This is a genomic window from Kordiimonas gwangyangensis DSM 19435 = JCM 12864 (genome assembly GCF_000375545.1).
In the GTDB taxonomy this organism is placed as follows: domain Bacteria; phylum Pseudomonadota; class Alphaproteobacteria; order Sphingomonadales; family Kordiimonadaceae; genus Kordiimonas; species Kordiimonas gwangyangensis.
Map to the genome: position 1 here is coordinate 134,839 of NZ_AQXF01000007.1, position 25,787 is coordinate 160,625.

Below are 25,787 nucleotides of genomic sequence, written 5' to 3' on the forward strand. Positions count from 1 at the left end.
GAAATACTATCATTTTACGTAATATAAAAGCTCTTCTACTGTCCCTCAAACGGCCTGAGCCGACAGCGGAGAAAAAACATGACTGAACATTATGTCGACACCATTGAGACCGAACGCCTGATCCTGCGCGAAGCGACATTGGACGACACAGCCTTTGTGTATGCGCTTTATAACGACCCGGCATTCAAACAATTTGTCGGCGACCGGGGTGTGCACAGCCTTGATGATGCGGCGAATTACATCAGCAATAATTTCATCGGCAGCTACCGCAAAAACGGCAAGGGCTTGCTGGTTGCAACCCTGAAAGACAGCGGTGAGCCCATCGGCTGCTGCGGCCTTGTGGTGCGCCCCACCTTTGATGTGCCGGATATCGGCTTCGCCTACCTGCCGGACTATACATCAAAAGGCTACGGCCATGAGGCGGCGGCGGCCACCATGGCGCACGCCCGCAACGTGCTGGGCCTTGACCGCCTGCTCGCGCTCGTGTCGCCGGACAATGTTAAATCCATCGGTCTGCTCAAGAAACTGGGCTTTGTGTTTGACCGGCAGGAAACCCTGCCCGGCAATGACTATGAAACCCAGATTTTCACCTACAGCGCCTGAGGCCTGCCATGCGTGACCTTGCCCGCACCTTTGCCGCCATCGCCCTATTTTGCGCAGCCCTCATCGGCCACTGCGCTTATGCGGGCGAACCTGTAACCATCGCGCAGGGCTATGACATCCGGTCCGACATTCTGGGCCAGACCCGGCGCATCAATGTCTACCTGCCGCCAAGCTATGAGGGTGGGCAGCAGGCCTACCCCGTCCTCCTGATGCTGGACGGCGGTGTGCAGGAGGATTTCATCCATATTGCGGGCATTGCATCCCTGGCTGCGGACTGGCGCGGCATGCGGGAATTTATCCTTGTCGGCATTGAGAATATCGACCGCTACCATGACCTGATCCATGCCCCCACAACGCCTGCCGGGCAGGCATTCATGGCAAGCTCGCCCCGGCTCAAGACCGCAGGGGGTGCGGCGGCTTTCCGGCAGTTTATCGCGGATGAACTGTTACCTTACATCAAAAACCAATACAGGGTGACGGACGAACGGGTACTGATGGGGGAGAGTGCGGCGGGCATGTTCACGCTTGAGACCCTGCTGCGCCAGCCAGAGCTTTTCACCGGGTATATCGCCATCAGCCCCATGCTGTGGTGGGACGATCAGTCCCTCGCCAAAGCCGCACCGATGCTGCTTCAGCACCATCCGGCACCTGCGGGCACCAAACTGTTCCTGACCATCGCGAACGAGGGCACGGAGGGTGAGATTGGTGCCGACATGCGCGCGGGCGTGGACAGGGTGGCAGACGCGCTCGCCGCCCATGCACCAGTCACCCTCACATGGACCTTCGAGCCGATGGAGGCGGAGAGCCACGCCACCATCCTGCATCCGGCGGCACTCATCGCAATTCGCCGCTTTTTCGCAACCGAAAAGCCTGAATAACACAGCCACCTGCGCGCCATGGCCGCAGTGCTTGCATCCGTGATTTCACGCCTATATGCTGCACCGCAACATGACCGATCAGGAGAGTTTGTTAAAATGGATATCAAAGGCAAAACCGCGCTTGTGACCGGCGGCGCATCAGGCCTTGGCCGCGCCACGACCGAGCATTTTGTAGCGCTTGGCGCAAATGTTGTGATCCTCGACCTCAATGATGAGGCAGGTGCAACCGTGGAAGCGCAGTTCAAAGGCAAGGTAACCTATGTGCACACCGATGTGACGAGCGAAGAATCGGTCGCCAACGCCATCGCCGTCGCGAAGGACAAATACGGCCAAGTGGACATAGCGGTAAACTGCGCCGGTATCGCCACGCCGCAAAAGGTGCTGGACCGTGAAGGCAACCGTTATGGCCTTGACCATTTCCGCAAGGTGGTCTCTGTCAACCTCATCGGCACCTTCAACGTGACCGCACAGGCCGCAGAAGCCATGCAGACGAACGCGCCGAACGAGGACGGCGAGCGCGGTGTGATCATCAACACCGCCTCGGTCGCCGCATTCGAGGGCCAGATCGGCCAGGCGGCCTACTCCGCCTCCAAAGGGGGTGTGGCTGCGATCACGCTGCCGACAGCACGTGAATTTTCCCGCCAAGGTGTGCGCGTGATGACCATTGCACCGGGCTTTATCCACACGCCGCTGTTTGACGGCCTGCCGGAAGCAGCGGTTGACAGCCTCAAGCAGCAGGTGGTGTTCCCGAAACGCCTCGGCCAGCCGCATGAATACGCCAAGCTCGCCGCCCATATCGTGGACAATGCCTACCTGAACGGCGAAACCATCCGCATGGATGCCGCCGCGCGCATGGCACCGAAATAAGCCGCACTGGCTGAAGACAACGAAAGCCGATACCTCGCGAAGGTGTCGGCTTTTTTATTGCTCGAAATACTGCTCAACTGCCCTAGATGGTTAGGGAAGACATCAATTAGGGGGACTGACCATGGGGCCACTTAGCGGCGTGCGCATCATTGAACTGGCTGGTATCGGGCCGGGGCCGTTTGCGGGCATGATGCTCGCGGATATGGGCGCAGAGGTTATTCTGGTGGACCGTGCAGGGCCGCCCTCCCCTATGGACATGAAGGTGGACATCAACCGCCGCGGCAAACGCTCGATCGCGCTTGACCTGAAGTCGGATGAGGGCCGCACCACACTCCTGAAGCTTTGCGAGACCGCCGATGCGCTGTTCGAGGGTTTCCGCCCCGGCGTGATGGAGAAGCTTGGCCTCGGCCCGAATGAGGTGCTGGGGGCCAACCCCAAAATCGTTTATGGCCGTATGACCGGCTGGGGCCAGACCGGGCCGCTCGCCAAAACGGCGGGCCATGACATCAATTATATTTCGCTTTCCGGCGCGCTGCACGGCATGGGGCCCGGTGACGGGCCGCCGAGTGCGCCGCTCAACCTCGTGGGCGACTATGGCGGCGGCGGCATGATGCTGGCGTTTGGTCTTGTGTGCGGCATCCTTGAAGCCCGCACATCCGGCAAAGGGCAGGCGATTGACGTGAGCATGGTCGAGGGCTCGTCCGCGCTGATGTCCATCTTCCACTCGATGCTGGCGAGCGGGCGCTGGGCCCCCATGCGCGGGGTGAACCTCCTTGACGGTGGTGCGCATTTCTACGGCACGTTCGAGACCAAGGACGGGGAATATGTCTCCCTCGGCGCGATCGAGCCGCAGTTCATGCAGGTCTTTGTCGAGAAAGCGGGGCTCGACGCCACGTGGATGCAGAAACACCTGAACCCGATGGAGTGGGCGGGCCTGAAGGCTGAGCTGAAAACGCTATTCAAGACCCGCACACGGGATGAGTGGTGCGCCATGTTTGATGGCACAGACGCCTGCTTTGCCCCCATCCTGCCGTTCTGGGAGGCCCACAAACACCCGCACAACGAGGCACGCGAAAGCTTCATTGAGGTAGACGGCGTGCGCCAGCCCGCGCCCACACCGCGCTTCTCGCGCACGGAAGTGGGGGTACGCCACGGCCCGGTGGCGCGCGGGGCGGACACAGAGGATATCCTGAAGGAACTGGGCCTCGCCTAAGCTACTCATCGCAGCATATGCTCACTTCAGCCGAAAGCAGTTGAGGGTGATCCTCCCTCTTTGTATGTATAAATGAAATAACATTACACACAAAGAGGGAGGGGATTATGAAACAGTATCTCACACTGATGCTGGCCTTTGGCATTTCCGCGACAGCCACCGCTGGGGATTTCCCCAAGCTTGAAGGCCCGCTGATGGGCCAGAGCCCACCCGGCAAGGTGGCGGAGGTGTTTGCACCTGGCGTCATCTCCACAGACAAATGGGAGCTTGAGGGCGTTTTTGCGCCCGGCATGCAGGAATTCTATTATGTCACAGCAGAGGGCTTTGAGAGGCCCCACATCGTCGGCTTCCGGATGACGGATGGCGTGTGGCAGAAGTTCACCGAGTTCCGCCGCACCGGCGAACCCTTCATCACCTCAGACGGCCAGACCATGCACCTGGCCAAAGGCTACCGGACGCGCGAGGGCGACGGCTGGTCAGAGACCAAGAGCCTCGGGCCGCTTTTTGACCGGCCGGACTGGGGCGTCATGCGCCTGACCGCATCGGACGCCGGCACTTATGTTTTCGACGACTATAAAACCGGTGACGTGATCCGTATCTCGCGCATGAAAGAGGGAGAACGCCAGCCGCCTGCGATGATGCCAAGCCAGTTCAACAGCGGCAAGATGACCGCCCACCCCTTCATCGCAGCGGACGAGAGCTATCTGATCTGGGACAGCGAACGCGAGGGAGGTTTTGGCGAATCCGACCTTTACATCAGCTTCCGCATGGCGGACGGCGAATGGGGACCGGCGATCAATATGGGGCCGACCGTCAATTCGGATCAGGATGATTTCTGGGCCAGCGTGACGCCGGACGGCAAATACCTGATGTTCGACCGCGTGGTGGCCCGCGACGGCGACAACGTGAACGTGGACATCTACTGGATGGAAGCGGGCATCATCGAAGAGCTGCGGCAAAAGGCTATGGCCGGGGCGGACTGACCGCCCCTATTCCCCTTTGGTGCTCTCAAGGGCCGCAAGCGCGCGTTCGCGCGCGGCTTTGCGGTCCAGCATCGGCTTGGGGTAGGTCTTGCCAAGCGTGATGCCCGCCATCTTGAGCACACCCACCGGCGCCTCGAACGGCGCGTGGATATATTCATCCGGCAGGTCTTTCAGTTCCGGCACGTACTCGCGAATATAAGCACCCTTGGGGTCGAACTTTTCGCCCTGCGTGACCGGGTTGAAGATGCGGAAATAGGGCGCCGCATCGGCACCACAACCCGCGACCCACTGCCAGCTCGCGGCATTGTTGGCGAGGTCGGCATCCACGAGTGTATCCCAGAACCAGTCTTCACCCGTGCGCCAGTGCCACAGCATGTCTTTGACCAGAAATGACGCCACAATCATGCGCACCCGGTTGTGCATCCAGCCCGTTTGCCAAAGCTGGCGCATGCCTGCGTCAATGATCGGGAACCCAGTTTGCCCCTTTTGCCACGCGGTAACAGCATCGTCATAGCCCTCCCGCCACGGGAAAGCGGCAAACTTGCTTTTGAGCGGACGCTCCGGGATATGCGGAAAATTGAACAGAAGGTGCGTGCTGAACTCGCGCCAGCCCAGTTCACGCAGGAACCAGTCCGCGCCTTTTTCTCTCGCACTTTCCTCACCGCGCGCAATCATTGCCTCATGCCAGATGCGGCGCGGGCTGATCTCCCCGTTCGCGAGGTAAGGCGACAGGCGCGAGGTGGCATCTACTGACGGTATGTCGCGCATGTCCTTATACTCGGCCACCGGGCCGTCCAGAAAGTCCGCAAGGCGTTCATGCGCGGCGGCCTCCCCCGGTGTCCAGAAGGCCGCAATCGGCTCGGCCCAGTGTGCGGGTTTGGGGTCAAGGTCGAGTGTATAGCTCTCGGGCCAAGTCTCTGGCGCAGGGATGTCTTCGGGCGCAGGCGTGGGGGTTGTGCCATCAATCAGCTCAAGCGCGCGGCGCCAGAAGGGGGAGAAAACCTCATACACCCCGCCCGTCTTATTGCGCACCTGCTCAGGCTCAAGGAGCAGGTTACCGGCAAAGCGGCGGCAAGTGACGCCGAGTTCTTCCGCGAGGTCATAGACCGCATCCTGCAGCTTGGCGAGGTGGGGTTCATAGGCGCGGGTCATGTGCAGCGCGCCAGCACCTGTCTCCTCAATCAGCGCCATCAGGATATCGAGTGTGTTGCCGGACCGGCGCACAAGGGCGCTGCCCTTGGACTCTAGCTCACTACTAAGGGCTATGAGCGATTCCCGAAGCCACCAGCGCTTGGCGCCGCCCAGCTTCCAGTCGCCTGCCGCTGCATCATCAAGGATGAAAACAGGGATCACCGGCGCGCCAGTCGCGCACGCCTTGGCGAGCGCCGGATGGTCATCAAGGCGCAGCGCACCATTCATCAGCACAAGAACGGGTTTCACAAACGCTCCTCAGCACAAAGGTCTAGGACCTTTACGCTAGAGATCCATGATCCGATCAATATCTTTGGGCAGCGGCTTCGGTTTTTCAGCAAGCGACAGGCCAATGAACAGGAGGAGCGACGTAAGCATGGCGAGGAACCCGCCAGAGATGCCGTAAGGTACACTCACTCCCGCAAGCTGCATATAGAGATTGACGATCAGGCTGGCGGTGATTGCGACAATCGCTGCCCGCGCGCTGGCCTGCTTCCAGTTAAGCCCAATAAGCACCACCGGCACCAGGGCGGCGGCAAACATGCCCCAGCCAAACGCACCCAATAGCCCCACCAGCTTGTCACTGCCAAGCGCGATAAAGGCCGACAGCACCGAGAGCCCAACGGTCGCAGTGCGCGCCCAGAAAAGCTCCCGCTCGAGCGAACGGCCACGGATCGCCTTGGGGATATCGTGGATGATGGCAGCCGCACCGATATTGAGGAAGCCATCCGCCGTGGACATGATGGCTGCAAAAAGCCCGGCAAACACGATACCGGCGAGGAGCGGATGCGCGTAGGTGGAGAGGAACACAGGCGCGGCCTCGTCCGGCGCGCCGAGCGGCAAAGCCACGTCACCCAGCACAAGTGCGCGCATCACAACGCCAACCGAAATCCACAGCATCGCCGCCACCACATAACCCAGCACAGTCATGGGCATGATGATGCGGTTGTCAGAAAGCTTGCGGTTCATCATCATCTTGGTCGCCACATGGGGCTGGCCCGCGAGACCAAGGCCAAAGAGGAAAAACCAGCTCAAGGACGCCATGGTGCCAAGCGTGCCGAACGGCATGATGTCCTCACCATCGTTCTGCAACAGGATGTTGCTGACCTCAGCAAAGCCGCCATCAAATACACTGGCCGCCGTAATCACCACAAGCGCGCCTGAGATGATCATGACAATACCCTGCACAAGGTCTGTGTAGACAGACGCGATAATGCCGCCCGTCACACAGTAGAAAATCAACACCGCGGAGGAGAGCACCACGCAGGCAAGCAGGCTGATATCCGCGAACATGGCAGACGCCGAAAGGATGGATTGCAGCACCAGTGCCATCGCGAGGATTTGGGTGGCGAGATAACCGAGCACACCCATAAGGATTGTGCCTGCGGTCAAGAGCCGCGCGGCGTTGCTGCCATAGCGCGCATAAACCACATCGGGGAGCGACATGGTATCGCGTACTTCCGCGATCATGCGGATGCGTTTGGAAACAAGGTAAAAGCCAGTGGCGTAGCCAAGCGCGGAACACACCGCCATCCAGATGGAGCTGAGGCCGGTAGCGTACACAAGGCCCGGCCCACCCACGAAACCGAAGCCCGACAGTGTGGAGGAGAAAACAGCGAGGCTGACCACAATCGGCCCAAGCCCGCGCCCGGCGACGAAGAAGTCACCCGCGGATTTGGTGCGCCGCATGGCCCACAGGCCGACGCCAATACACATAACCATGTATAGCGCAACACAGGTAAGGATAACGCCCTGACGGTATTCTTCCATTATGCGCGCTCCTCTTCAGCCTTCAGTTCCGCAACAAGGCTTGCGAACGCTTCCTCATCCTCATAGGGGAGGAAATAACGCCGGAACATCACCACGTAGAACAGGTCAAAGACCGCAAAGCTGCCCCAGATGCCCCAGAACATCCAATTGGTGGGCACAGGGAAGCCGAAAACCACATCAGTCTCGCCGGTCGCGAGATAGGCTTCATAGCCGCTATAAAGCATGTACCAGACAAAAAGCGCGATGCCGGTCATCACAAGCACGGAGAGCTTGAGCGCAGTATCGCGCCGCCGCTCGGCCACACCCATGTACAGCAGGCTGGCCGCGAAACAGATGACACCAATCTGGAAATAAAATGGCGCACGGCCGATAGGCTCCAGCCTTGCAGCACCGTCACCGCCCAGCTTCATGCCCGCGGCTGTTTCGTGCGCGATGCCTGTCACACCCGCAGGCGGTTCGCTCAACAGAATAAAGACGGTGATGCCGGCAATCGCCAGTAAACACGCAAATGCGACGTGGATAATTTTCACGGATGGCCTCCCCTGCCCCGATTAGAGGGCGAGCCTAGAAGGCTTGAACGCGTGTGGTCAAGGGCCTTACGTCAAAAAATTCAACGAACGTTCAAAAAATGCTGGTAACATAGGGTTTGACCAGCAGAAGGCTCATGCCCGTCAGGATGAGCAGCGTGCCAAGCGCCGAGATAAAACGCCCCATGCGCCGCCACGGCACACCTGAGGCACCCACTTTCAGGCTGACCGCATGAAGGATTCGCATGAGCAAAAGGGACATTCCAATGGCATGCAGCAGTATCTCCCGCGTGTGCGCAAGCTCAAGCAGGAGAAAGAGCACCAGCATCAGCGGCACGTATTCGGTGAAGTTGCCAAATACTCGAATACTGGTTTGAAGATCAGCATTGCCACCATCACCAAATTCCACATCACGCCGCGCTCGCATGAAGGAAACCTTGAGTGACAGGAACACCATCAACAGGCCATAGAGCCCTGCATATAGAATTGTGATTGGAATAACGCTCATGACTGCCCCCTTTGCCGGCATGTCACTTATCAAACAGCGCGCAGGGCCAAATTGCAATCTCGGAGATGTCTGCCGGATGCAATGCTGTCGCACGCTTGCCCTTGTTATTGCCAAGTGAGGGGATGCGCTTTAGCGTGCGCCAACGACACTCAAAAAGCTGCAACTGTCACACGCGAGGAAACGTCATGAAAGTTATTACCGCATTGGTGGGAGCACTGATACTGATCCATGCGATACCGGCGCATGCAGAGGTGCGGCGCCATGACAAACCCGCAGCAGCGTATCAGCCCTCGGCCGCGCCTTCCTATCTCATCGACATGCCGCATGAAGGTAGTGGTATCCTGGTTGCGCCTAACTGGGTAGCGACGGTCGCACACACCATTTTCTATGACTATGTCGGCAAAACAATTGAGATCGGCGGCCAGCCCTACCAGATGGAAAAGCTGGTCTTCCATCCCGGTTGGCGGACCGACATGCCTGACCTCAGCGACGGTGACGCGGCCCCGTTGATGACATTTCTCGCAAACCGGGATGACATTGTCCTGATCAAGCTCGCCACTGATGTCACAGACCGCGAGCCAATATCGGTATACTCGGGCACCAATGAGGTCGGCCAGACAGTGACGATTTATGGGCGCGGGGCCAAAGGCAACGGCCTGACCGGCGAGGACCTGCCCACCAAACAGGACCGCATGCTTGGCTATTTCCAGAATGTTATTGAGGACGCGGACGAACGGTGGCTGCGCTTCGATTTTGATGCGCCGGGCGAGAACAGCGATGCCCTTGAACTTGAAGGCATGTTCGGCTCGGGCGATAGCGGCGGGCCGTCAGTGATTGTGAAAGACGGCAAACCATATGCGCTTGGGCTTTCAAGCTGGCAGGTGTACGAAGGCTTGCTCGCAGACTTCAAAGGCGGCCTTTATGGTCGCACGGCGGTTCAGGTGCGCCTTTCAGCCTACAAGGACTGGATTGACGCGACCATTCAGGAGGAATAGCCGCAGGAAGCAGGGAAAACCGCCCTGCCTCGCGATTTTGGAGTTGGTCTAGTGGCCCTCGACGGCAGTGCGCGCGAGTTCCCGCACGAGGCCAAGGTCAATGCTGCCGTCACGGCCGCGCGGGGTGATCCATGAACCACCGACAGTCGCCACATTCGGCAGCGCACGGTAATCCGGCGCGGTATCAACCGAAATGCCGCCCGTCGGGCAGAAGGTGAGGTCCGGCAGCACGCTGCCCACCGCCTTCAGGAAACCAGTGCCGCCCGAGATATTGGCCGGGAAGAACTTAAGCTCGGTGAAGCCCCATTCGCGGGCTTGCATGGCCTCCGACAGCGTGGCGATACCGGGCAGGAACGGCCAGTTCAGCTTTTTGACCGCCGCGGCCAGTTCCGGCGTCAGGCCGGGGCTCACGCCAAACTCGGCACCCGCTTCAATCGCAGCTTCTGCCAGCGCCGGCGTGACGACCGTGCCCGCACCAACGCAAGCGTCAGCCGGAAGGTCTTCCTTTACCGCGTTGATGGCCGCGAGCGCGCTTTCGTGCCGAAGCGTGATTTCAAGCACGCTCAAGCCCTCGTCAAACAGCACGCGGCACACATCCACCGCTTCCTGCGCGCTTTTGAACGCCAGCACCGGGATAACCGGCGATTTTTTCAGAACTGCAAGTACGTCAGACATTTTTATCCCTCATTCCCGGTGGTCAAAAGACCGAAGCGCCTTTTGCGGCATCGCCCACAAGCGCACGCATACCAGCAAACAGATTACGGCCAAATGTTTCAGGATTATTAGGGCCGGTCGATGCAGTCCGGCCAGCGAATTCTTTTTCATCGACAAGAAGCGTCAGCTCGCCATTGTCGGCGTCGATGCGGATCAGGTCGCCGTTCTGCACGCGAGCAATGGGGCCACCGTTTGCGGCTTCCGGCGTTACGTGAATGACGGACGGCACTTTGCCGCTCGCGCCCGACATGCGGCCATCGGTCACCAGCGCAACCTTGAAGCCCTTGTCCTGCAGCACACCAAGGCTTGGCGTCAGCTTGTGCAACTCGGGCATCCCGTTCGCTTTTGGCCCCTGGAAACGGATAACAGCGATGAAATCTTTTTCAAGCTCGCCCGCCTTATAGGCCTTCAACAGATCGTCCTGATCCTCAAACACGATGGCGGGCGCTTCCACATAGCGGTGCTCCGGCTTCACGGCAGAGATTTTCATCACCGCTTCGCCAAGCTGGCCGTGGAAAACGGCAAGGCCGCCGTTGGACTGGAACGGGTTGCCCACTTTCCTCAGGATCATCTCATCAGTTGGCTCGTCCGGCGACAGGCGCCATGTCAGCTTGCCGTCCGCAAGGGCTGGCATTTCGCCAAAGGCCTTGAGGCCATGGCCCATGATGGTTTCCACGTCGTCATGCAGCAGGCCAGCGGACAAAAGTTCCTTGATGACAAAGGGCGTGCCGCCCGCTTCGTGGAAGGCGTTCACATCTGCCGTGCCGTTTGGATACACACGCGCGAGCAGCGGAATGATCGCAGAGAGGTCGGCAAAGTCCTGCCACGTCAGCTCAATACCGGCCGCCGCCGCGATGGCAACAATGTGCAGGGTATGGTTCGTCGAACCCCCGGTCGCGAGCAACCCGATGGCACCGTTGATGACCGATTCCACGGTCACCATCTCGGCAAGACCGATACCGGATTTCGCTTCCGAAAGTTTGACCACCCGGTCTGCCGCGGCCGTATCAAGGGCCGCGCGCACCGGATCATTTGGCGCGAAGAAGCTGGAGCCGGGCAGTTGCAGGCCCATCATCTCAAGCATCATCTGGTTCGAGTTGGCGGTGCCGTAGAAAGTGCAGGTGCCCGGGCTGTGATAAGCGCGGCTTTCGCTTTGAAGTAGCGCATCGCGGCCTACTTCGCCCGCGGCATACTGCTGGCGCACTTTGGCTTTCTCGGAGTTCGAAATCCCGGTCGGCATTGGCCCCGCGGGCACAAACACAAACGGCAGGTGACCGAAGGCGATGGCGCCAATTAAAAGGCCCGGCACGATCTTGTCGCAGATACCGAACAAGAGGCCGCCATCAAACACGTTATGGCTCATGGCAATGCCTGTCGCCATCGCGATCACTTCACGGCTGAAGAGGGACATTTCCATGCCCGGCTGGCCCTGGGTCACACCGTCACACATGGCAGGCACCCCGCCTGCCATCTGGGCCACGCCGCCTGCCTGAATGACCGCCTCTTTCACTTCATCCAGCTTCGCATGGTAGGGCTGGTGCGCTGACAGCATGTCGTTATAGGCGCTCACGATGCCGATATTGACCATGCCGTCCTTAAGGAGCTTGGCTTTCTCGGCCTCGGAACAGGCCGCAATGGCGTGGGCAAGGTTGCCACACGACAGGTGCGGGCGCGCAGGCCCTGCAGCCCGCATGGCCTCAATACGCGCCATATAGGCCGCGCGGCTTTTTTCTGACCGGGCGCGTACACGCTCGGTAATCTCAACTAGCTTCGGATGCGTCATTTTATGCTCCTGTCATACTGACAGCGGGGGCCACCCAATCAGGGCGCCCAATATACGATGATGTCTGCCACTTTGGCGAGGCGCGCAACAGGCAGATGGGTATCTTTTTCTAAGGCGTTCTCAAGCACGGCCAGCTTCTCCTCACCCGTGATCATCAGCGCGACGTGCGGCGACGATGCGATGGCGGAGGCACTCAGGCTCATGCGGTCGACCTCGTCCCCGGTCACCGCGCTCTTTTTGGCCGTGAGCGCAACACAGAGAGATTCATTCCCCATATCAAGCGCTGCCTCAAGGCCTTCGGCCTCCGGGAAGAAGGACGCGGTGTGCGCGTCCGGCCCCATGCCCAGAAGCACGCTGGCGAAAGGTTGAGCAAGGCTTGAATAGCGCTTGTTCACTTCCGCCGCACCGTCCCACGGGCTGTCGTGCGGCGTTTTCATGCCAACGAAGTGCGCCTCTGCGGCCTTGCCGGTTTCAAGTGCGCCGCGCATGAAAGCCTCATTGCTGCGCGGGTGGCCTATGTCTACCCAGCGTTCGTCAACAAGGGCAACCTGCACGTCTTCCCAGGCGATATCAACCTCAGCCATGGCTTCAAAAAGCGGCTTGGGGGTCGAGCCACCAGAGACTGCCCACGAAGCACGGCCATGCTTCCGGAGCGCACGGCTCAGCGCTTCGGTCGTATCCTCCTCAAGCGCGTCAACCATCTGCGCGCGGCTATCGAACTTGCGCCAACTGATCACCGCGCTACCTTCCGGCCACTTGTTTCATGGAACCATTCACGGCCATCGCGGGTCATGAGGTCATGCGCCTCATAAGGGCCCCAGGTGCCAGACTGATAGCTCTCCGGCGGTTCTTCGGATTTTTCCCAATGCTCGATAATACTGTCGACCCAGCGCCAGGCATGCTCCACCTCGTCACGGTGCACAAAGAGGCTCTGGTCGCCACGCGCCGCATCAAGGATGAGACGCAGATATGGCCCGAGGCGCATCCCGTCGTTGCCATTGATATCGAGGTTCATCTCGACTTCCTTGAGCGTTTCCGCCTTGGCGCCGTGGTTCTTCACCATCATGCGCAGTGCGAGGTGATCTTCCGGCTGCAGGCGGATGATGAAACGGTTCGGGTTGATACGGTCGCCCCAACCCGGGTGCGGCGAGTGCGGTACCGATTTGAACTGGATCACAATCTCGGCAAAGCGGTCCGGCAGGCGTTTACCCGTGCGCAGATAAAATGGCACACCGGCCCAGCGCCAGTTCTGGATATTGGCCTTGAGCGCCACAAAGGTTTCGGTGTGGGAGGCATGCTCAAGTTCGAGGTCCTCGGCGTAGCTTCCCACAGCCTGACCGTTCATGGCACCGGCCAGATACTGGCCGCGCACAACGTTGCGCTCAATCTCCGCGCTGGTCATGGGCTTGAGCGACTTCAGAACCTTCAGTTTCTCGTCGCGGATGCTATCCGCGTCCATACGGGCGGGTGGTTCCATCGCCACGAGACAGAGAAGCTGCAACAGGTGGTTCTGCACCATGTCGCGCATGGCACCGGTGCCTTCATAGAAACCGGCGCGGCCCTGAACGCCCTGGTTTTCTGCGATGGTAATCTGGATATGGTCAATGGTGCGGCCGCTCCAGAGTTCTTCAAAGAGGATATTGGAGAAACGCAGTGCGAGCAGATTCTGCACCGCTTCCTTGCCCAGATAGTGGTCGATCCGGAAAGTCTGGTCCTCACGGAAGGTCTTGCCGACATCTGCGTTGATCGCCTGCGCCGATGCAAGATCATTCCCAAGCGGTTTTTCCAGAACTACACGCGCGCGGTCACAGTTGAGGCCGTATTCGCCCAGAAGCTCACACGTGCTGGTGAACAGCCCGGGCGGGATGGCGAGGAAATGCACAAGCGGGCGATCATCGTCGCAATCAAGCGCCGCTTTGAGGGCCGCCCAGTCGTCACCGCCTTCAGTGAGGCCGAGCTCCAGAACCTGTACCATGGAGGCAAAGGTCTCTAGTTGGTCTTTCTCCACCGCGCAGGCAGGCTGTGATTCGTCAAACACGCCCTTGAGCCAGTCATAGACCTTGCCCTTGAGGCCGGAGCGCGAGGTAAGCACTATACGACTGTCCGCGGCCACGCGACCCGCGACAAAACCGGCGTAAAGCGCAGGCAGAAGCTTCTTCCGCGACAGGTCGCCGGTGCCACCGAAGATGACCAAATCGAAAACATCAACCATCATAATCTTCCCAAAAATTACTCGCGCCGGAAACTACGCCTAACTGACACCGCTGTCAATTTCACAATGGCATGCATGGCGCAAAGCCTTGCAAAACCTATGATAAATTAATTTATCCACGCTGACGAGTGCCCAATTTTCCACTTTGGTATTTAATTGGTATTATATATGTGCTACAGATGTCTTAATTCAACGACACAAGAAGCACAGCCATGAGCCTAGTGAACCTCATCGGAAACCTTGATGACGCCAGTCCGCTGCCGAAATACCAGCAGCTGGCGCGGGCGATTGAACGCGCCATCGAACGCGGCGCGCTCCCTAAAGGCGACGCCCTGCCGCCGGAGCGGGACATCGCCGCGCAGATGAATGTGTCGCGCATTACGGTAAGGAAAGCGCTGGACGGCCTTGTCGAGAACGGCCTTTTGGACCGCAAGCAGGGTGCTGGCACCTTTATATCCGGCCGCGTGGAAAAACCCTTCTCGCGCCTCTCCTCCTTCTCGGAAGACATGGCAGGCCGCGGCTGGAAAGCGCGCAGTGAATGGGTCACACGCACGGAAGGCGTGATCACGCCGGAGGAGAGCCTCAACCTCGGCCTCGGCCCCGGCACCAAGGTCTACCGCTTCACCCGCATCCGCTACGCCGACGACACACCGATGGCGATCGAGACCGCAATCATCCCGGCCTTCGCGCTGCCGGGCTTGGACGCAGTCAAAACCTCACTTTACACCGCACTGGAAGCATCCGGCCACCGCCCGGTGCGCGCGCTGCAACGCCTGCGCGCCGTCACCTTCACACCCAAACAGGCGAAACGCCTTGGGGTCAAGGACGGCGACCCGGGCCTGTTCATCGAGCGGCGCGGGTTCCTCGCGAACGGCACCACGGTTGAGGTGACACAATCCTATTACCGCGGCGACGCTTACGACTTTGTCGCCGAACTGCATGCATGATGAGAGACAAGACGATGAATGCTAATCCGAGTATCAAGCCCGATGCCACGCTGATGTACCGCGAAGCGCAGGAGGCCAGCCATGTGGTTGCCCGCCAACTGGCTGAGAATGAGGCCACCATGGTAGCGCTTGGTGAAAAGCTGCGGGCGATGAAACCCCGCGCGGTTGTAACCTGTGCGCGCGGCAGCTCGGACCATGCCGCCATGTTCGCCAAATATGTGATTGAGACCCAACTTGGCCTGCTCGTTTCTAGTGCCGCACCTTCTGTAAGCTCAGTATATGCCGCAAAGCAGATGCTCGGCGGTGCTGTGTTCATCGCCATTTCCCAGTCCGGCAAAAGCCCCGACCTTGTGCGCACGGCGGAAGCCGCCAAGGCAAGCGGCGCTTATGTGGTTGCGCTTGTGAATGTGACGGCCTCCCCGCTCGCGGAACTGGCGGACACAGTCATCCCGCTTTATGCCGGGCCAGAGAAGAGCGTGGCCGCAACCAAAAGCTATATCGCGTCACTGAGTGCGGTGCTGCAGCTTGTTGCACACTGGGCGGATGATGCACACCTTAAGGCAACCATCACCACCCTGCCCGCAAAGCTGAAACAGGCGTGGGACAAGGACTGGTCGGCTGCGCTTGATACCCTCCATGACGCGCGCAACTTCTTTGTCGTGGGCCGGGGTGCAGGGTTTGGCGTCGCGCTTGAAGCTGCACTGAAGTTCAAGGAAACATGCGGCCTGCACGCCGAAGCCTATTCGGCGGCGGAAGTGAAGCACGGCCCCATGGCCATCGTGAATGCAGGCTTTCCCGTACTGGTGTTCAGCCAGAACGATGAAACCCGCAAAGGCGTTGAGGACATCGTGGCAGACTTCGCCGCACGCGGCGCCAAGGTGATGACAGCAGGATTTAGCGCTGACGGCACCACCACCCTGCCAACAGTGGAGGACGCAGACGCAGTGATCGAACCCGTGCTGTTCATCCAGAGTTTCTACAAGATGGCGAACGCACTGTCGGTCGCGCGCGGCTACAACCCTGATGAGCCACCGCACCTCAATAAAGTGACGGAGACGGTCTGATGCCATTTGCACTGACCGACTGCCGCCTGTTCCTTGGTTCACGCTGGACTGATCTGATCTCGCTGATCATCGACGGCGGCGTGATCACGGAACTGAGAAAAACCGCGGAACTGCCGGATGGCATCGAGCGTGTCTCGCTTGGCGGCAAGATCCTCATGCCCGGCTTTATAGACGTGCAGGTGAACGGTGGCGGCGGCGTGCTGTTCAACGATGAACCCACCGTGGACGGCATCAAGAAAATTGCCGCCGCGCACCGCAAGTTTGGCACCACGGGGCTTTTGCCCACGCTCATCAGCGACGACCTTGCGGTTGTCGACAAGGCCATGCGGGCTGTCGAACAAGCGATTGAAGAGGGCGTGCCCGGCATCCTGGGCATCCACATCGAAGGACCGTTCCTGAACGCGGTGAAAAAAGGTGTGCATGATGCGGGCAAGTTTCGTGCAATCGACGAGGACGCCTTCAAGCTGCTGACCTCACTCAAGCGCGGCATTACCCATGTGACCATCGCGCCCGAGAAAACCACGCCAGAGATGATCAAGCGATTGACGGACGCAGGTGTCATCCTGTCCGCGGGCCACACAGGCGCAACCTATGAGGAAACGAGTGCCGCACTGCAGGCTGGCGTGCGCGGTTTCACCCACCTTTATAACGCCATGACCGGCCTTGAAAGCCGCGCACCCGGCGTGGTGGGCGCGGCGCTTGAGAGCCGCACAGCATTCGCGGGCATCATTGTTGACGGTTTCCATGTGCATAAGGCAGCGCTGAATGTGGCGCTTCACGCCAAGGGCACAGACCACCTAATGCTGGTGACCGACGCGATGCCAAGTGTGGGCGCAAAGGACAAGAATTTCACCCTGCAGGGCCGTGCCGTCACAGTCACCGGCGGGCGCTGCACCGCGCCTGACGGAACGCTCGCAGGCTCGGACCTCGATATGGCGTCGGCGGTCCGGAACACACACCGCATGCTAGGCCTGCCGGTTGAGGCTGCCGCGAAGATGGCCAGCGCAAGCCCAGCCGCCTTCCTGAAAATCGACCGTGAAGTGGGCCACATCCGCGCAGGGCAACGCGCTGACCTGGTGGCGCTTGATGACGATATTACCGTCCAGCAGGTCTGGATCGGGGGGACCCCGTTTGGGGCCGAGAAGTAAAATGGGAATTGGGGACAAGGAGAAAAGCGTGATGGACGCGACATTACCCATGGGGGAGAAACGGGCTGGCACAGTCCTGCCGATGGCGATCATCGGCCTGTTGTTTTTTATTTTCGGCTTCGTGACCTGGCTGAACGGCGCGCTGATCCCGTTCCTGCAGATCATCTGCCACCTGAATGAGTTTCAGGCATTTTTTGTCACCACCGCCTTCTATTTCGCCTATTTCATCATGGCGTTCCCGATGTCGCTGGTGCTTGCAAAAACAGGTTACCGAAACGGTATGGCGCTTGGCCTTGCCATCATGGTGGTGGGGGCGCTCCTATTCATCCCGGCGGCGCTCATGGCGAGCTATCCGATGTTCCTCGTGGGCCTGTTTGTGCTTGGCACCGGCCTCACGATTTTGCAGACGGCGTCGAACCCCTATGTGGTGCTACTAGGCCCCAAGGAAAGTGCGGCCACACGCATCAGCATCATGGGCCTGATCAACAAGGGTGCCGGGGTGATTGTGCCAATGGTGTTCGCCGCCCTCATCTTCTCGGATCTCGGCGACACATCGCCGGCGGCCCTTGAAGCACTCACGGCGGCAGAGCTGCAGGCGCTCTCTGAAAAGCTCATCATGCCTTATCTCTATATGGCAGGCGCGCTGGCTGCACTAATTGCACTGGTCAAGTTTTCCCCGCTGCCGCACATTGAGGCGGAAGAGGACCCGCAGGCTCCCGCTGGCGAGAAACAGGGCATCCTGCAGTTCCCGCAAGTGGTGCTGGGTGCCATTGGCATTTTCGCTTATGTGGGTGTTGAGGTGATTGCCGGTGACAGCATTGGCCTCTTTGGCAAGAAACTGGGTGTCACCCAGTTTGCCACCCTCACCAGTTACACCATGGTGTGCATGACCATTGGCTATATCATTGGCGTGACCTGTATCCCGAAACTGATCAGCCAGAAACAGGCTCTGCTGGGCTCAGCAGTTGCTGGCACGCTCTGTGTGCTGGGCGTGGTTTTCGGCTCCACCGAAAGCCATGGGCTGTCGGAAATCCTGATTGGCTGGGCTGGCATTGCAACTGTGCCAAACGCTGTGATGTTCGTGGCGCTGATGGGCCTCGCGCACGCGCTGGTGTGGCCCGCGCTGTGGCCGCTGGCGCTTGATGGCCTTGGCAAGTTCACACCGCAAGGCTCCGCACTCCTGATCATGGGTATCGCAGGTGGCGCCATCCTGCCGCCGGTGCTGGGCGGCCTCGCAGCAAGCCTTGGCGACATGCAGCCCGCCTATTGGCTCTGCCTGCCGTGTTACCTCTACATCTGGTTCTATGCGGTGAAGGGCCACACCCTCAGGGCCTGGAAATAAGCCCCAAAAAAACACAAAAGGCCGCGAGTTTTGCGGCCTTTCCTTTTAGCTCGATCGGGCAGTTATACCTTCTTCACGAACTCGGACTTCAGGCCCATCTGACCGAAACCGTCGATCTTGCAGTCGATATCATGGTCGCCGTCCACAAGGCGGATGTTTTTCACCTTCGTGCCCACTTTCACGACGTTCGAGGAGCCCTTGACCTTGAGGTCCTTGATCACCGTCACCGTGTCGCCGTCCGCGAGCGCATTACCGACCGCGTCGGTGATGACCTTGGCGGTCTCAACTTCGCTTCCCGCTGCCCATTCGTGCGCACACTCGGGGCACACCAGCATTGGCCCGTCCTCATAGGTATAAGGCGAGGTACATTTTGGGCAGGGCGGCAATTCACTCATGACAAGTCCTTTCTAAAAGCATCCCCTTCTATAAGCACCTGAGAAAACTGGTACAATTGTTAAGTTTGCCGCAGGTCGGCCTGCTTATTGACGCGAGAGTGGTTTTAATATAGGTTGATATCAACATATAAACGACAGGGAGTTGAAAAATGACATATGTTGATGGGTACCTCATCCCGGTGCCGACCGCCAAAAAGGCGGACTATCTGGCGCTCGCCAAAACTGCGGCGGTGGTGTTCAAGGACCATGGTGCGCTGACGGTTGTTGAATGCTGGGGCGACGATGTGCCGGACGGCAAGGTTACATCCTTCCCGATGGCAGTGAAAAAGACCGACGATGAAACCGTGGTTTTTTCCTGGATTACCTGGCCCTCCAAGGAAGTCCGCGACAGCGGCATGAAGGCTGCGATGGAAGACCCGCGCATGGATATGGACATGTCCAATATGCCGTTTGACGGCCAGCGCATGATCTTTGGCGGCTTTGTAGCCATGCTGGAGGAATAGCGCATGAAGCTCAAAGCACCCATCATGCCGTGCCTGTGGTTCGACGGTAACGCAGAGGAAGCAGCGAAGTTCTACACCTCGATCTTCGCGGATTCGAAGATCACCAACATCTCCCACTACCCGAGCGAAGGGCAGGACAAACATGGCAGCGAGCCCGGCAAGGTCATGACCGTCATTTTCGAGCTCGGCGGTCAGAAATTCATGGGCCTCAATGGCGGACCACATTTCAAATTCAGCGAAGCCATTTCCATGTGCATCATGTGCGACACTCAAGAAGAGATCGACTATTTCTGGGATGCGCTGACGGCTGATGGCGGCCATGAGGTTGAGTGTGGCTGGCTCAAGGACAAGTTTGGCCTGTCGTGGCAGGTTGTGCCTGCCAACATTGCCGAACTCATTGGTGGTGACCCGGCACGCTCAAGCCGCGTGATGCAGGTGGTGATGAGCTCCAAGAAGCTGAACATCGCCGCCATGGAAGCCGCCTGAGCCCAAACACGCGCAAAGTAAAAAAGGGTGGCAACCGCCACCCTTTTCTTTTGCTTTATTCACTGCGGGTAAGCGTCACCCAATCAAGCGCCCAGAGGGGTTCATAGTGGTGTGCGGCCACATGGAAACAGAGCGACTGGGCATCAGCCGCCTCAGCTGGCAGCGGTGCTTCAAGGGTGGTGACCCCAAAGCTTTTTGCAGCCTCGGCGAGCGGCAAGCGCGCGAGTTCAGCGCCTGTGTCGCAGCTGTCCTTGTAGACAACAATTTCACCCACCTCAGACTGCGACTCTTTCAGCTCCACCTGTTCAATCAAATCCCCGATCTGGAAGTTATAGGGCAGATTGCCGACGCTTATCTTGATACCCGTTACGCCATCCATCGCAGGTGCTTCATAAACCCAGCAGGGTTTGACGATATCAACGAGGAAGTTGGCGCGCTCACCTTCGCGCGGCCAGTCATCATCCAGTTTGATCGCTAGCTTGGCACTGCAAAGTGTGAGCTCATCCTCGTGCCGGAACACGCGACTGGCCCAATCGAGCTTTTGCTCGCGTGCGTGAGATAGGGCATTGCCTTCATAGAATGCTGCCGCGCGCACCACAGCATCGTCCCCAAGCGTGAGCGGCGTGTCATAAATCAGGCTATCCGCCGTCGGCGCGCGGCCATCCAAAGTGTAGCGAATGGCACCCTGCCCTGACTGGGTATCCAGCGTGACGGTGTGTTTGCCGCCTTCTGCCGATTGCACATCAAAGCGCACAGCAAAAGCGCTGTCAGACGCGTGAAGCCCAAGCGCCTCCAGCCGTGCCATATGCGGCATCAGGCGGCGGGCAAAATCGTCAAACGGTTTGGCGCCTTCAGGTGACCATGTGCGCTCCGCGAGCGCCAGACCGCGCGGGAACGCCATTTTCTCCACCCGCTTCTCGGTGCGCATATGTTCGGTAAATACCGTGAACTGTGCGCCAAGCACCGCTTTTTTCTCATCTTCAGACAGCCCCTCGAACGGGTCAAAGTCATAGACGTCCTGAAGCGTCTGCACATGGTCACGCCCCGGCGGCTCGTCGGGCAGGTAGCTTTGGCGGTAGTCGGTATAATAAATCGGGCTTGGGGCCATCACCACCTGACGGCCTGCTTTCGCGGCCTCAATCCCGCCCTTGATGCCACGCCATGACATAATGGCGCTATCAGCGATCGAGCCGCCTTCAAGAATTTCATCCCAGCCGATCAGCCTGCGGCCGCGCTCCGCCAGATAATTCGCGAAATGGCGGGTGAAATAGGCCTGGATTTCATGCACATCCTCAATGCCCAGTTCTTCCATGCGTTCCTTGATGCGCGCGGAATTTTCCCACTGCTTGGTCGCGACCTCGTCACCGCCAATGTGCACAAACTTGCCCGGGAAAAGCGCGAGTACTTCGTCCATCACATCCTCAAGGAAAGTGATGGTCTCATCCTCGAGGTTGAAGGTGCTGTAGTAGATACCCCAGTCGGAGGAGACGGCCTCAACCGGCTCCGTGCCGAACTCAGGGTAGGCGACAACCGCGGCAGAGGCATGGCCGGGCAGGTCAATTTCCGGCACGACGGTGATGAAACGCTCCGCGGCGTAGGCCACCACTTCCTTCACTTCTTCCTGTGTGTAGAAGCCGCCATAAAGGCGCGGTTCACCGGTGGCGGGGTCAATGTCCGCACGCGGTGCATCACCTGCCGGCACACGCCATGCGCCAACTTCCGTCAGACGCGGGTATTTTTTGATTTCAATACGCCAGCCCTGATCATCCGTCAGGTGCCAGTGGAACACATTCATCTTGTGAACCGCGAGCCAGTCGATGAAGTTTTTGACAAAGTCGACGGTGCGGAAATGGCGGCTGACGTCGAGCATAGCACCACGCCATTCAAGGCGCGGACTGTCGTCAATGTTGACATAGGGCAACAGGACCTGGCCTTCCGCCTCACGCGCCAACTGCCAAAGCGACATCGCACCATAGAAGAAGCCCGCGTCGCTTGAGGCGGCAATCGTTACGCCCGTTTCATCTACTGTGAGGGTATAGCCTTCGCTCGGCAGCTCATCACCCGCAGCCACAAAGCGAACAGCGGCAGCACCATCTGTCGACACCGAGGCTTTGACATTCGTCGTAAGCGCCAGCTTTTCAGCCAGATACTGCGCCGTAAGCGCTATACGCTCGTCTCCTGCAGGCACAGCGATAGTCGCACTTGTTGGCAGCACAAACGCACCTGCGGTTGTTGAAAGCTTGGCAGGAGCCGGGATGATGGCGGGCGCAGGTGCCTCGAGCGCTGCTTCCTGTTTCTCGCCGCACGAGGTGAGTAGCAGCCCCGCACCCACCACTGCTGCAACCATACCCAAAAGCTTTGTCTTCATCTTTCTTCCCCCGGCAACTGCCAAACAAAATTCTATCGGTCAAAAAAATGGGCGATGCAGTGTCCTGCACCGCCCAGTTCCCCAATAATCAGCCGAATTCGACTGATTGGCTGGAAACAGGTCCCTCAGGGAGGTCATACCCGGGACCCGCGACCAACTTCATAAGCGCCGCAAAACGCGCTAATTCTTCAGGCGCTTCAGGTAGGCATCATGCGGCATGGTAGCCGCGAGCGCCTGTTCACCCATATTTTTTATCGCCCCAAAAAGGCCAGCCTCTGCCGCATCCGCGAGGCCAAACTGCAGTTTCGGGTAATGCTGCATGCCGTAGAGGATGTAGCGGTAGTTCTCATCCGAGAAGGTGGTCGAAAAACTGCCTGCGAGGTCATGGAACTCACAAATCTTGTGCCGCCACACGTCAAGCTGCGCTTCAAGCCACGGTGTCTCCCTTACCGTTGCGGGGGCAGCACGCCAGAAGTCGCTGTCGTCCCGGTCGGTCAGGCAATAGTGCAGCACGATGAACTGCTTGAGGTCCTGATAGAACCCACGCATCAGGCGGTTGAAACTATCACGGCTTGCCTGCGACGGCGTGTCCGCGAGCAAGTGTGTGCCCATCAGGCCAGCGGCCAGGTTGATAAGGTGAAGCCCGGTCGATTCCAGCGGCTCGATGAAGCCGCCCGCAAGGCCCGTGGCAATGCAGTTGCCAATCCAGAATTCTTCCCGGCAGCCCACCTTCATGTTGAGGTGCGTGCATTTGAGCACATTCGACTGTGGCCCGAGGAAAGCCCTCAGTTCCGCCTCCGCCTCATCATTCGAGAGGCGGTTTCCGTCATAGACATAACCCGTACCCTGCCGGTTCGTCAGGTCGATCTGCCATGCCCAACCATTCGTGAGCGCAGTTGCCGTCGTATAGGGTTTCGGTGCCTCGCCTTCCATCAACTCCCGCTGGATCGCCACTGCCTTGTTGCACGGCAGTGCGTCAGTAAAAGAGTTCCAGTTACCCGCCTTCAGCTTGTCTATGAGCAGCCCACGGAAACCAGTGCAGTCGATAAAAACGTCACCCTCAAAACGCCGATCGCCCGCCATTACGGCCTTGATGTTTTCGTCCTCGACCTCAGCGTCTGTGATCGTCGCTTCCACGTGGGTAACCCCGGCCTCGACCGCCTTGCGGCGGAGGAAACGCGCGAGCAACGTCGCATCGATATGGTAGCCGTAAGGCACCACGCCTTGGTACGCGGGCGAATTGGGGCCTTTGGGGCCATGGCCTTTGCTGATAAGCGCCGCGCTCAGGCTTACGCCTTCGTCATAGCGCTCAGTGGCATCGCGCCCGGCCACCATCCAGGCACTTGAAATATCGATACCGCGCCCAAGCTTCTGTTGCTCGAACGGGTGGAAATATTCATGCATTTTGCCGCCGCGCGGCTTCATCCAGTTGCGGAACAGAATGCCGGTTTTGAGCGTGCCATTAGTCTCACGCAGCAGCTCTTCTTCATCAAGCCCCATCGCGGCGAAGAAGAAACGTACACTGTGCACCGTGGCCTCGCCCACACCAATGATGCCGATGTCCGGGCTTTCGATCACCGTGATGTCAAAATTCTTCTGCTCGCGGTTAAACAGGCGGTTGAGGTAAGCGGCCGTCATCCAGCCCGCGGAGCCCCCACCCACAATCACCAGCGATTTCGTCTTGTGTTCGTTCATCACACCCTCACACCCGCTGCAGGCCATATTGTTTGATACGTGCGATCAGCTCGCGGTGCGGCAACAGTTCGCTTGAGAGATGTTCGGCATAGCCGCGCATTTCTTTGAAAAACTGCTTCGCGGTATCTGCATCGGCATAACGGCCTTGAAGTGGCTCCACCGCAGTCCCAAAGCCCATGCCGTAGAGCACATAGAGATAGTTATCGAGGTTAAAGACATCGAGTTTTGACGAGAAGTCATACGTGCTCGGCACCTGATCCCGCCAAACGGCGAGATTCTCGAGGAGGCTGGCTGGAATGCTCGCCTCATCACGGTTGTCGCGCCAGAACTGGCTGTCATCCCGCTTCGACAGGCAATAATGCAACTTGATGAAATCGATCACCCGGTCCCATGCATTGCGGACGCGCGCGTTGAAACGGGGTGCCAGTGTATCCATCGCCGCGCGGTGAGGGGGGAACTGTTCCGCCAACATGCGCGCGGTGGCGTCATAGATCAGGATACCAGTCGCCTCAAGTGGCTCGACAAAGCCCTGGGACAGGCCAATCGCCACACAATTTTTCACCCAGTATTGTTCGCGGTAACCGATACGCATCGGAATGCGGCGGCAGTCCACCTTGTCAGCCAAATCGCCCACGCTTTTGCGCAGGTAGGTGCGCAGCACCTCTTCCGCCCTATCATGATCCGTGTATTTGCTACTGTATACATACCCGGTACCGCGGCGTGCGGAGAGGCCTATATCCCAAATCCATCCGGCTTCCTGCGCGGTCGCAATAGTATGGCAGGGGATGACTTCGTCCTCAGCCATATAAGGCACCTGTGCCGCGAGTGCGTAATCAACAAACAGCACATCATCCTTGGGGATAAAACCGACACCGAGTTTCTTCTCAATCAGCAGCGCGGCAAAACCGGTACAATCGACAAACATATCGGCTTCAAGCGTGCCCGCACCGTCCGTCACGACAGCATTGATATCACCGCCCTCAGATAGTTCCACATCCGTAACATTAGCCAGAATGTGCGCGACACCGAGATTTTCAGTGGCATGTTTGGTCAGGAAAGCAGCGAATTTGGCAGCGTCCAGATGATAGGCGTAATTGACCGCGCCATCATACTCCGCGTGCGTCATCAGCTTTGGGCCAAAGTTGCCTTCGCACAAACGTTCCTGCACAGAAACCGCATCCGCAAAAGAGGCATTACCCGCATGCCCCATCAGCCAATAAGGCGTGGGGTCGACCATGCTGCGGTCCGGATAGTCAAAAACATGATGGTAGGCATGCCCAGCACCGGATGCAGGCGCATGCAGCCAGTCGGCAAACTTGATGCTCTGCTTGAAGGTGACATCACACGCGCGAACAAAGTCCGTTTCGCGGATGCCAAGGTGCTCAAGCGATGCGCGGATGGCAGGCACGGTGCCCTCACCCACGCCGATGGTCGGGATGTTTGCGCTTTCAACAAGCGTGACCCTGACACCGCTTTCGCTTTTGCTATTCAGGGACCGTGCGAGATGGCATGCGGTGAGCCAGCCGGCGGTTCCACCGCCCACAACCAGCACATGCCTTACAGCTTTATTCTGTGTCGCCATCTCGCCCCTTGCT

At 58.9% G+C, this 25,787-nt stretch carries 24 protein-coding genes; 12 read left to right on the forward strand and 12 right to left on the reverse strand.

Going from position 1 to position 25,787, the window contains the following annotated elements; translation table 11 throughout:
• Positions 1-78 precede the first annotated feature (78 nt).
• The 5 genes from B150_RS0118390 (at position 79) to B150_RS0118410 (ending at position 4,544) form a co-directional block, all read left to right on the forward strand.
• Entirely contained in the window at positions 79-603 is a 525-nt protein-coding gene (locus tag B150_RS0118390; protein WP_020401425.1) for a GNAT family N-acetyltransferase, read from the forward strand.
• 8 nt (positions 604-611) lie between these two features.
• Positions 612-1,481, forward strand: a complete 870-nt coding sequence (locus B150_RS21875; protein ID WP_020401426.1) for an alpha/beta hydrolase — start codon at positions 612-614, stop codon at positions 1,479-1,481.
• Between the two features lie 96 nt (positions 1,482-1,577).
• Positions 1,578-2,348 carry a 3-hydroxyacyl-CoA dehydrogenase gene (locus B150_RS0118400; RefSeq protein WP_020401427.1) on the forward strand — a complete coding sequence of 257 codons (771 nt, stop codon included), beginning with the start codon at positions 1,578-1,580 and terminating at the stop codon, positions 2,346-2,348.
• A gap of 121 nt (positions 2,349-2,469) precedes the next feature.
• Positions 2,470-3,561, forward strand: a complete 1,092-nt coding sequence (locus B150_RS0118405) for a CaiB/BaiF CoA transferase family protein (protein ID WP_020401428.1) — start codon at positions 2,470-2,472, stop codon at positions 3,559-3,561.
• A gap of 107 nt (positions 3,562-3,668) precedes the next feature.
• Positions 3,669-4,544: a TolB-like translocation protein gene (locus B150_RS0118410; protein ID WP_020401429.1), complete on the forward strand. Its 876-nt coding sequence runs from the start codon at positions 3,669-3,671 to the stop codon at positions 4,542-4,544.
• A 6-nt stretch (positions 4,545-4,550) separates the two neighbouring features.
• Here B150_RS0118410 and B150_RS0118415 read toward each other — a convergent pair whose 3' ends face one another.
• From B150_RS0118415 to B150_RS0118430, 4 genes are all read right to left on the reverse strand, one after another.
• Positions 4,551-5,984 carry a cryptochrome/photolyase family protein gene (locus tag B150_RS0118415; protein WP_020401430.1) on the reverse strand — a complete coding sequence of 478 codons (1,434 nt, stop codon included), beginning with the start codon at positions 5,982-5,984 and terminating at the stop codon, positions 4,551-4,553.
• Between the two features lie 36 nt (positions 5,985-6,020).
• The gene (locus B150_RS0118420) at positions 6,021-7,505 is read right to left on the reverse strand and encodes a sodium:solute symporter family transporter (protein WP_020401431.1); all 1,485 of its coding nucleotides are present in this window, start codon (positions 7,503-7,505) and stop codon (positions 6,021-6,023) included.
• Positions 7,505-8,035, reverse strand: a complete 531-nt coding sequence (locus B150_RS0118425) for a hypothetical protein (RefSeq protein WP_020401432.1) — start codon at positions 8,033-8,035, stop codon at positions 7,505-7,507. Before B150_RS0118425 ends, B150_RS0118420 begins: the two co-directional genes overlap by 1 nt.
• A gap of 91 nt (positions 8,036-8,126) precedes the next feature.
• Positions 8,127-8,540: an MAPEG family protein gene (locus B150_RS0118430; RefSeq protein WP_020401433.1), complete on the reverse strand. Its 414-nt coding sequence runs from the start codon at positions 8,538-8,540 to the stop codon at positions 8,127-8,129.
• Between the two features lie 185 nt (positions 8,541-8,725).
• Between B150_RS0118430 and B150_RS0118435 the strand changes: the two genes are divergently transcribed.
• Positions 8,726-9,535, forward strand: a complete 810-nt coding sequence (locus tag B150_RS0118435) for a trypsin-like serine protease (RefSeq protein ID WP_020401434.1) — start codon at positions 8,726-8,728, stop codon at positions 9,533-9,535.
• A 48-nt stretch (positions 9,536-9,583) separates the two neighbouring features.
• On the opposite strand, the gene B150_RS0118440 is transcribed toward B150_RS0118435, so the two are convergent.
• The 4 genes from B150_RS0118440 to zwf are packed head-to-tail and all read right to left on the reverse strand — an operon-like array spanning position 9,584 to position 14,247.
• A complete protein-coding gene (locus tag B150_RS0118440) occupies positions 9,584-10,210 on the reverse strand; it encodes a bifunctional 4-hydroxy-2-oxoglutarate aldolase/2-dehydro-3-deoxy-phosphogluconate aldolase (RefSeq protein ID WP_020401435.1) in 627 nt (208 codons plus the stop codon).
• A 22-nt stretch (positions 10,211-10,232) separates the two neighbouring features.
• On the reverse strand, positions 10,233-12,032 hold the full coding sequence (gene edd, locus B150_RS0118445) for a phosphogluconate dehydratase (RefSeq protein ID WP_020401436.1): 1,800 nt from the start codon (positions 12,030-12,032) through the stop codon (positions 10,233-10,235).
• A 38-nt stretch (positions 12,033-12,070) separates the two neighbouring features.
• The gene (gene pgl / locus B150_RS0118450) at positions 12,071-12,769 is read right to left on the reverse strand and encodes a 6-phosphogluconolactonase (RefSeq protein WP_020401437.1); all 699 of its coding nucleotides are present in this window, start codon (positions 12,767-12,769) and stop codon (positions 12,071-12,073) included.
• The gene (gene zwf, locus B150_RS0118455) at positions 12,766-14,247 is read right to left on the reverse strand and encodes a glucose-6-phosphate dehydrogenase (protein WP_025896668.1); all 1,482 of its coding nucleotides are present in this window, start codon (positions 14,245-14,247) and stop codon (positions 12,766-12,768) included. Before zwf ends, pgl begins: the two co-directional genes overlap by 4 nt.
• Before the next feature lie 209 nt (positions 14,248-14,456).
• On the opposite strand from zwf, the gene B150_RS0118460 reads away from it, so the two are divergent.
• Genes B150_RS0118460 through B150_RS0118475 form a run of 4 tightly spaced genes read left to right on the forward strand, consistent with a single transcriptional unit; the run spans position 14,457 to position 18,745 of the window.
• On the forward strand, positions 14,457-15,191 hold the full coding sequence (locus B150_RS0118460) for a GntR family transcriptional regulator (RefSeq protein WP_020401439.1): 735 nt from the start codon (positions 14,457-14,459) through the stop codon (positions 15,189-15,191).
• Between the two features lie 14 nt (positions 15,192-15,205).
• Positions 15,206-16,255 carry an SIS domain-containing protein gene (locus tag B150_RS0118465; RefSeq protein ID WP_020401440.1) on the forward strand — a complete coding sequence of 350 codons (1,050 nt, stop codon included), beginning with the start codon at positions 15,206-15,208 and terminating at the stop codon, positions 16,253-16,255.
• Complete coding sequence (nagA, locus tag B150_RS0118470) at positions 16,255-17,403, forward strand: N-acetylglucosamine-6-phosphate deacetylase (protein WP_020401441.1); 1,149 nt, start codon at positions 16,255-16,257, stop codon at positions 17,401-17,403. The genes B150_RS0118465 and nagA overlap by 1 nt, the downstream gene beginning before the upstream one ends.
• A 31-nt stretch (positions 17,404-17,434) precedes the next feature.
• Entirely contained in the window at positions 17,435-18,745 is a 1,311-nt protein-coding gene (locus tag B150_RS0118475; RefSeq protein ID WP_025896667.1) for a sugar MFS transporter, read from the forward strand.
• A 62-nt stretch (positions 18,746-18,807) separates the two neighbouring features.
• Here B150_RS0118475 and B150_RS0118480 read toward each other — a convergent pair whose 3' ends face one another.
• The gene (locus B150_RS0118480) at positions 18,808-19,140 is read right to left on the reverse strand and encodes a zinc ribbon domain-containing protein YjdM (protein ID WP_020401443.1); all 333 of its coding nucleotides are present in this window, start codon (positions 19,138-19,140) and stop codon (positions 18,808-18,810) included.
• 149 nt (positions 19,141-19,289) lie between these two features.
• Here B150_RS0118480 and B150_RS0118485 point away from each other — a divergent pair, with 149 nt between their 5' ends.
• Both B150_RS0118485 and B150_RS0118490 read left to right on the forward strand, forming a co-directional pair.
• Positions 19,290-19,643 carry a DUF1428 domain-containing protein gene (locus B150_RS0118485; RefSeq protein ID WP_020401444.1) on the forward strand — a complete coding sequence of 118 codons (354 nt, stop codon included), beginning with the start codon at positions 19,290-19,292 and terminating at the stop codon, positions 19,641-19,643.
• A gap of 3 nt (positions 19,644-19,646) precedes the next feature.
• Entirely contained in the window at positions 19,647-20,129 is a 483-nt protein-coding gene (locus B150_RS0118490) for a VOC family protein (RefSeq protein ID WP_020401445.1), read from the forward strand.
• A gap of 55 nt (positions 20,130-20,184) precedes the next feature.
• Here the strand turns inward: B150_RS0118490 and B150_RS0118495 are convergent, their stop codons facing one another.
• The 3 genes from B150_RS0118495 to B150_RS0118505 form a co-directional block, all read right to left on the reverse strand.
• Positions 20,185-22,497, reverse strand: a complete 2,313-nt coding sequence (locus tag B150_RS0118495; RefSeq protein ID WP_020401446.1) for a beta-N-acetylhexosaminidase — start codon at positions 22,495-22,497, stop codon at positions 20,185-20,187.
• A 180-nt stretch (positions 22,498-22,677) separates the two neighbouring features.
• Complete coding sequence (locus tag B150_RS0118500; RefSeq protein WP_020401447.1) at positions 22,678-24,192, reverse strand: tryptophan halogenase family protein; 1,515 nt, start codon at positions 24,190-24,192, stop codon at positions 22,678-22,680.
• 7 nt (positions 24,193-24,199) lie between these two features.
• Positions 24,200-25,774: a tryptophan halogenase family protein gene (locus B150_RS0118505; RefSeq protein ID WP_020401448.1), complete on the reverse strand. Its 1,575-nt coding sequence runs from the start codon at positions 25,772-25,774 to the stop codon at positions 24,200-24,202.
• Positions 25,775-25,787: the final 13 nt, after the last annotated feature.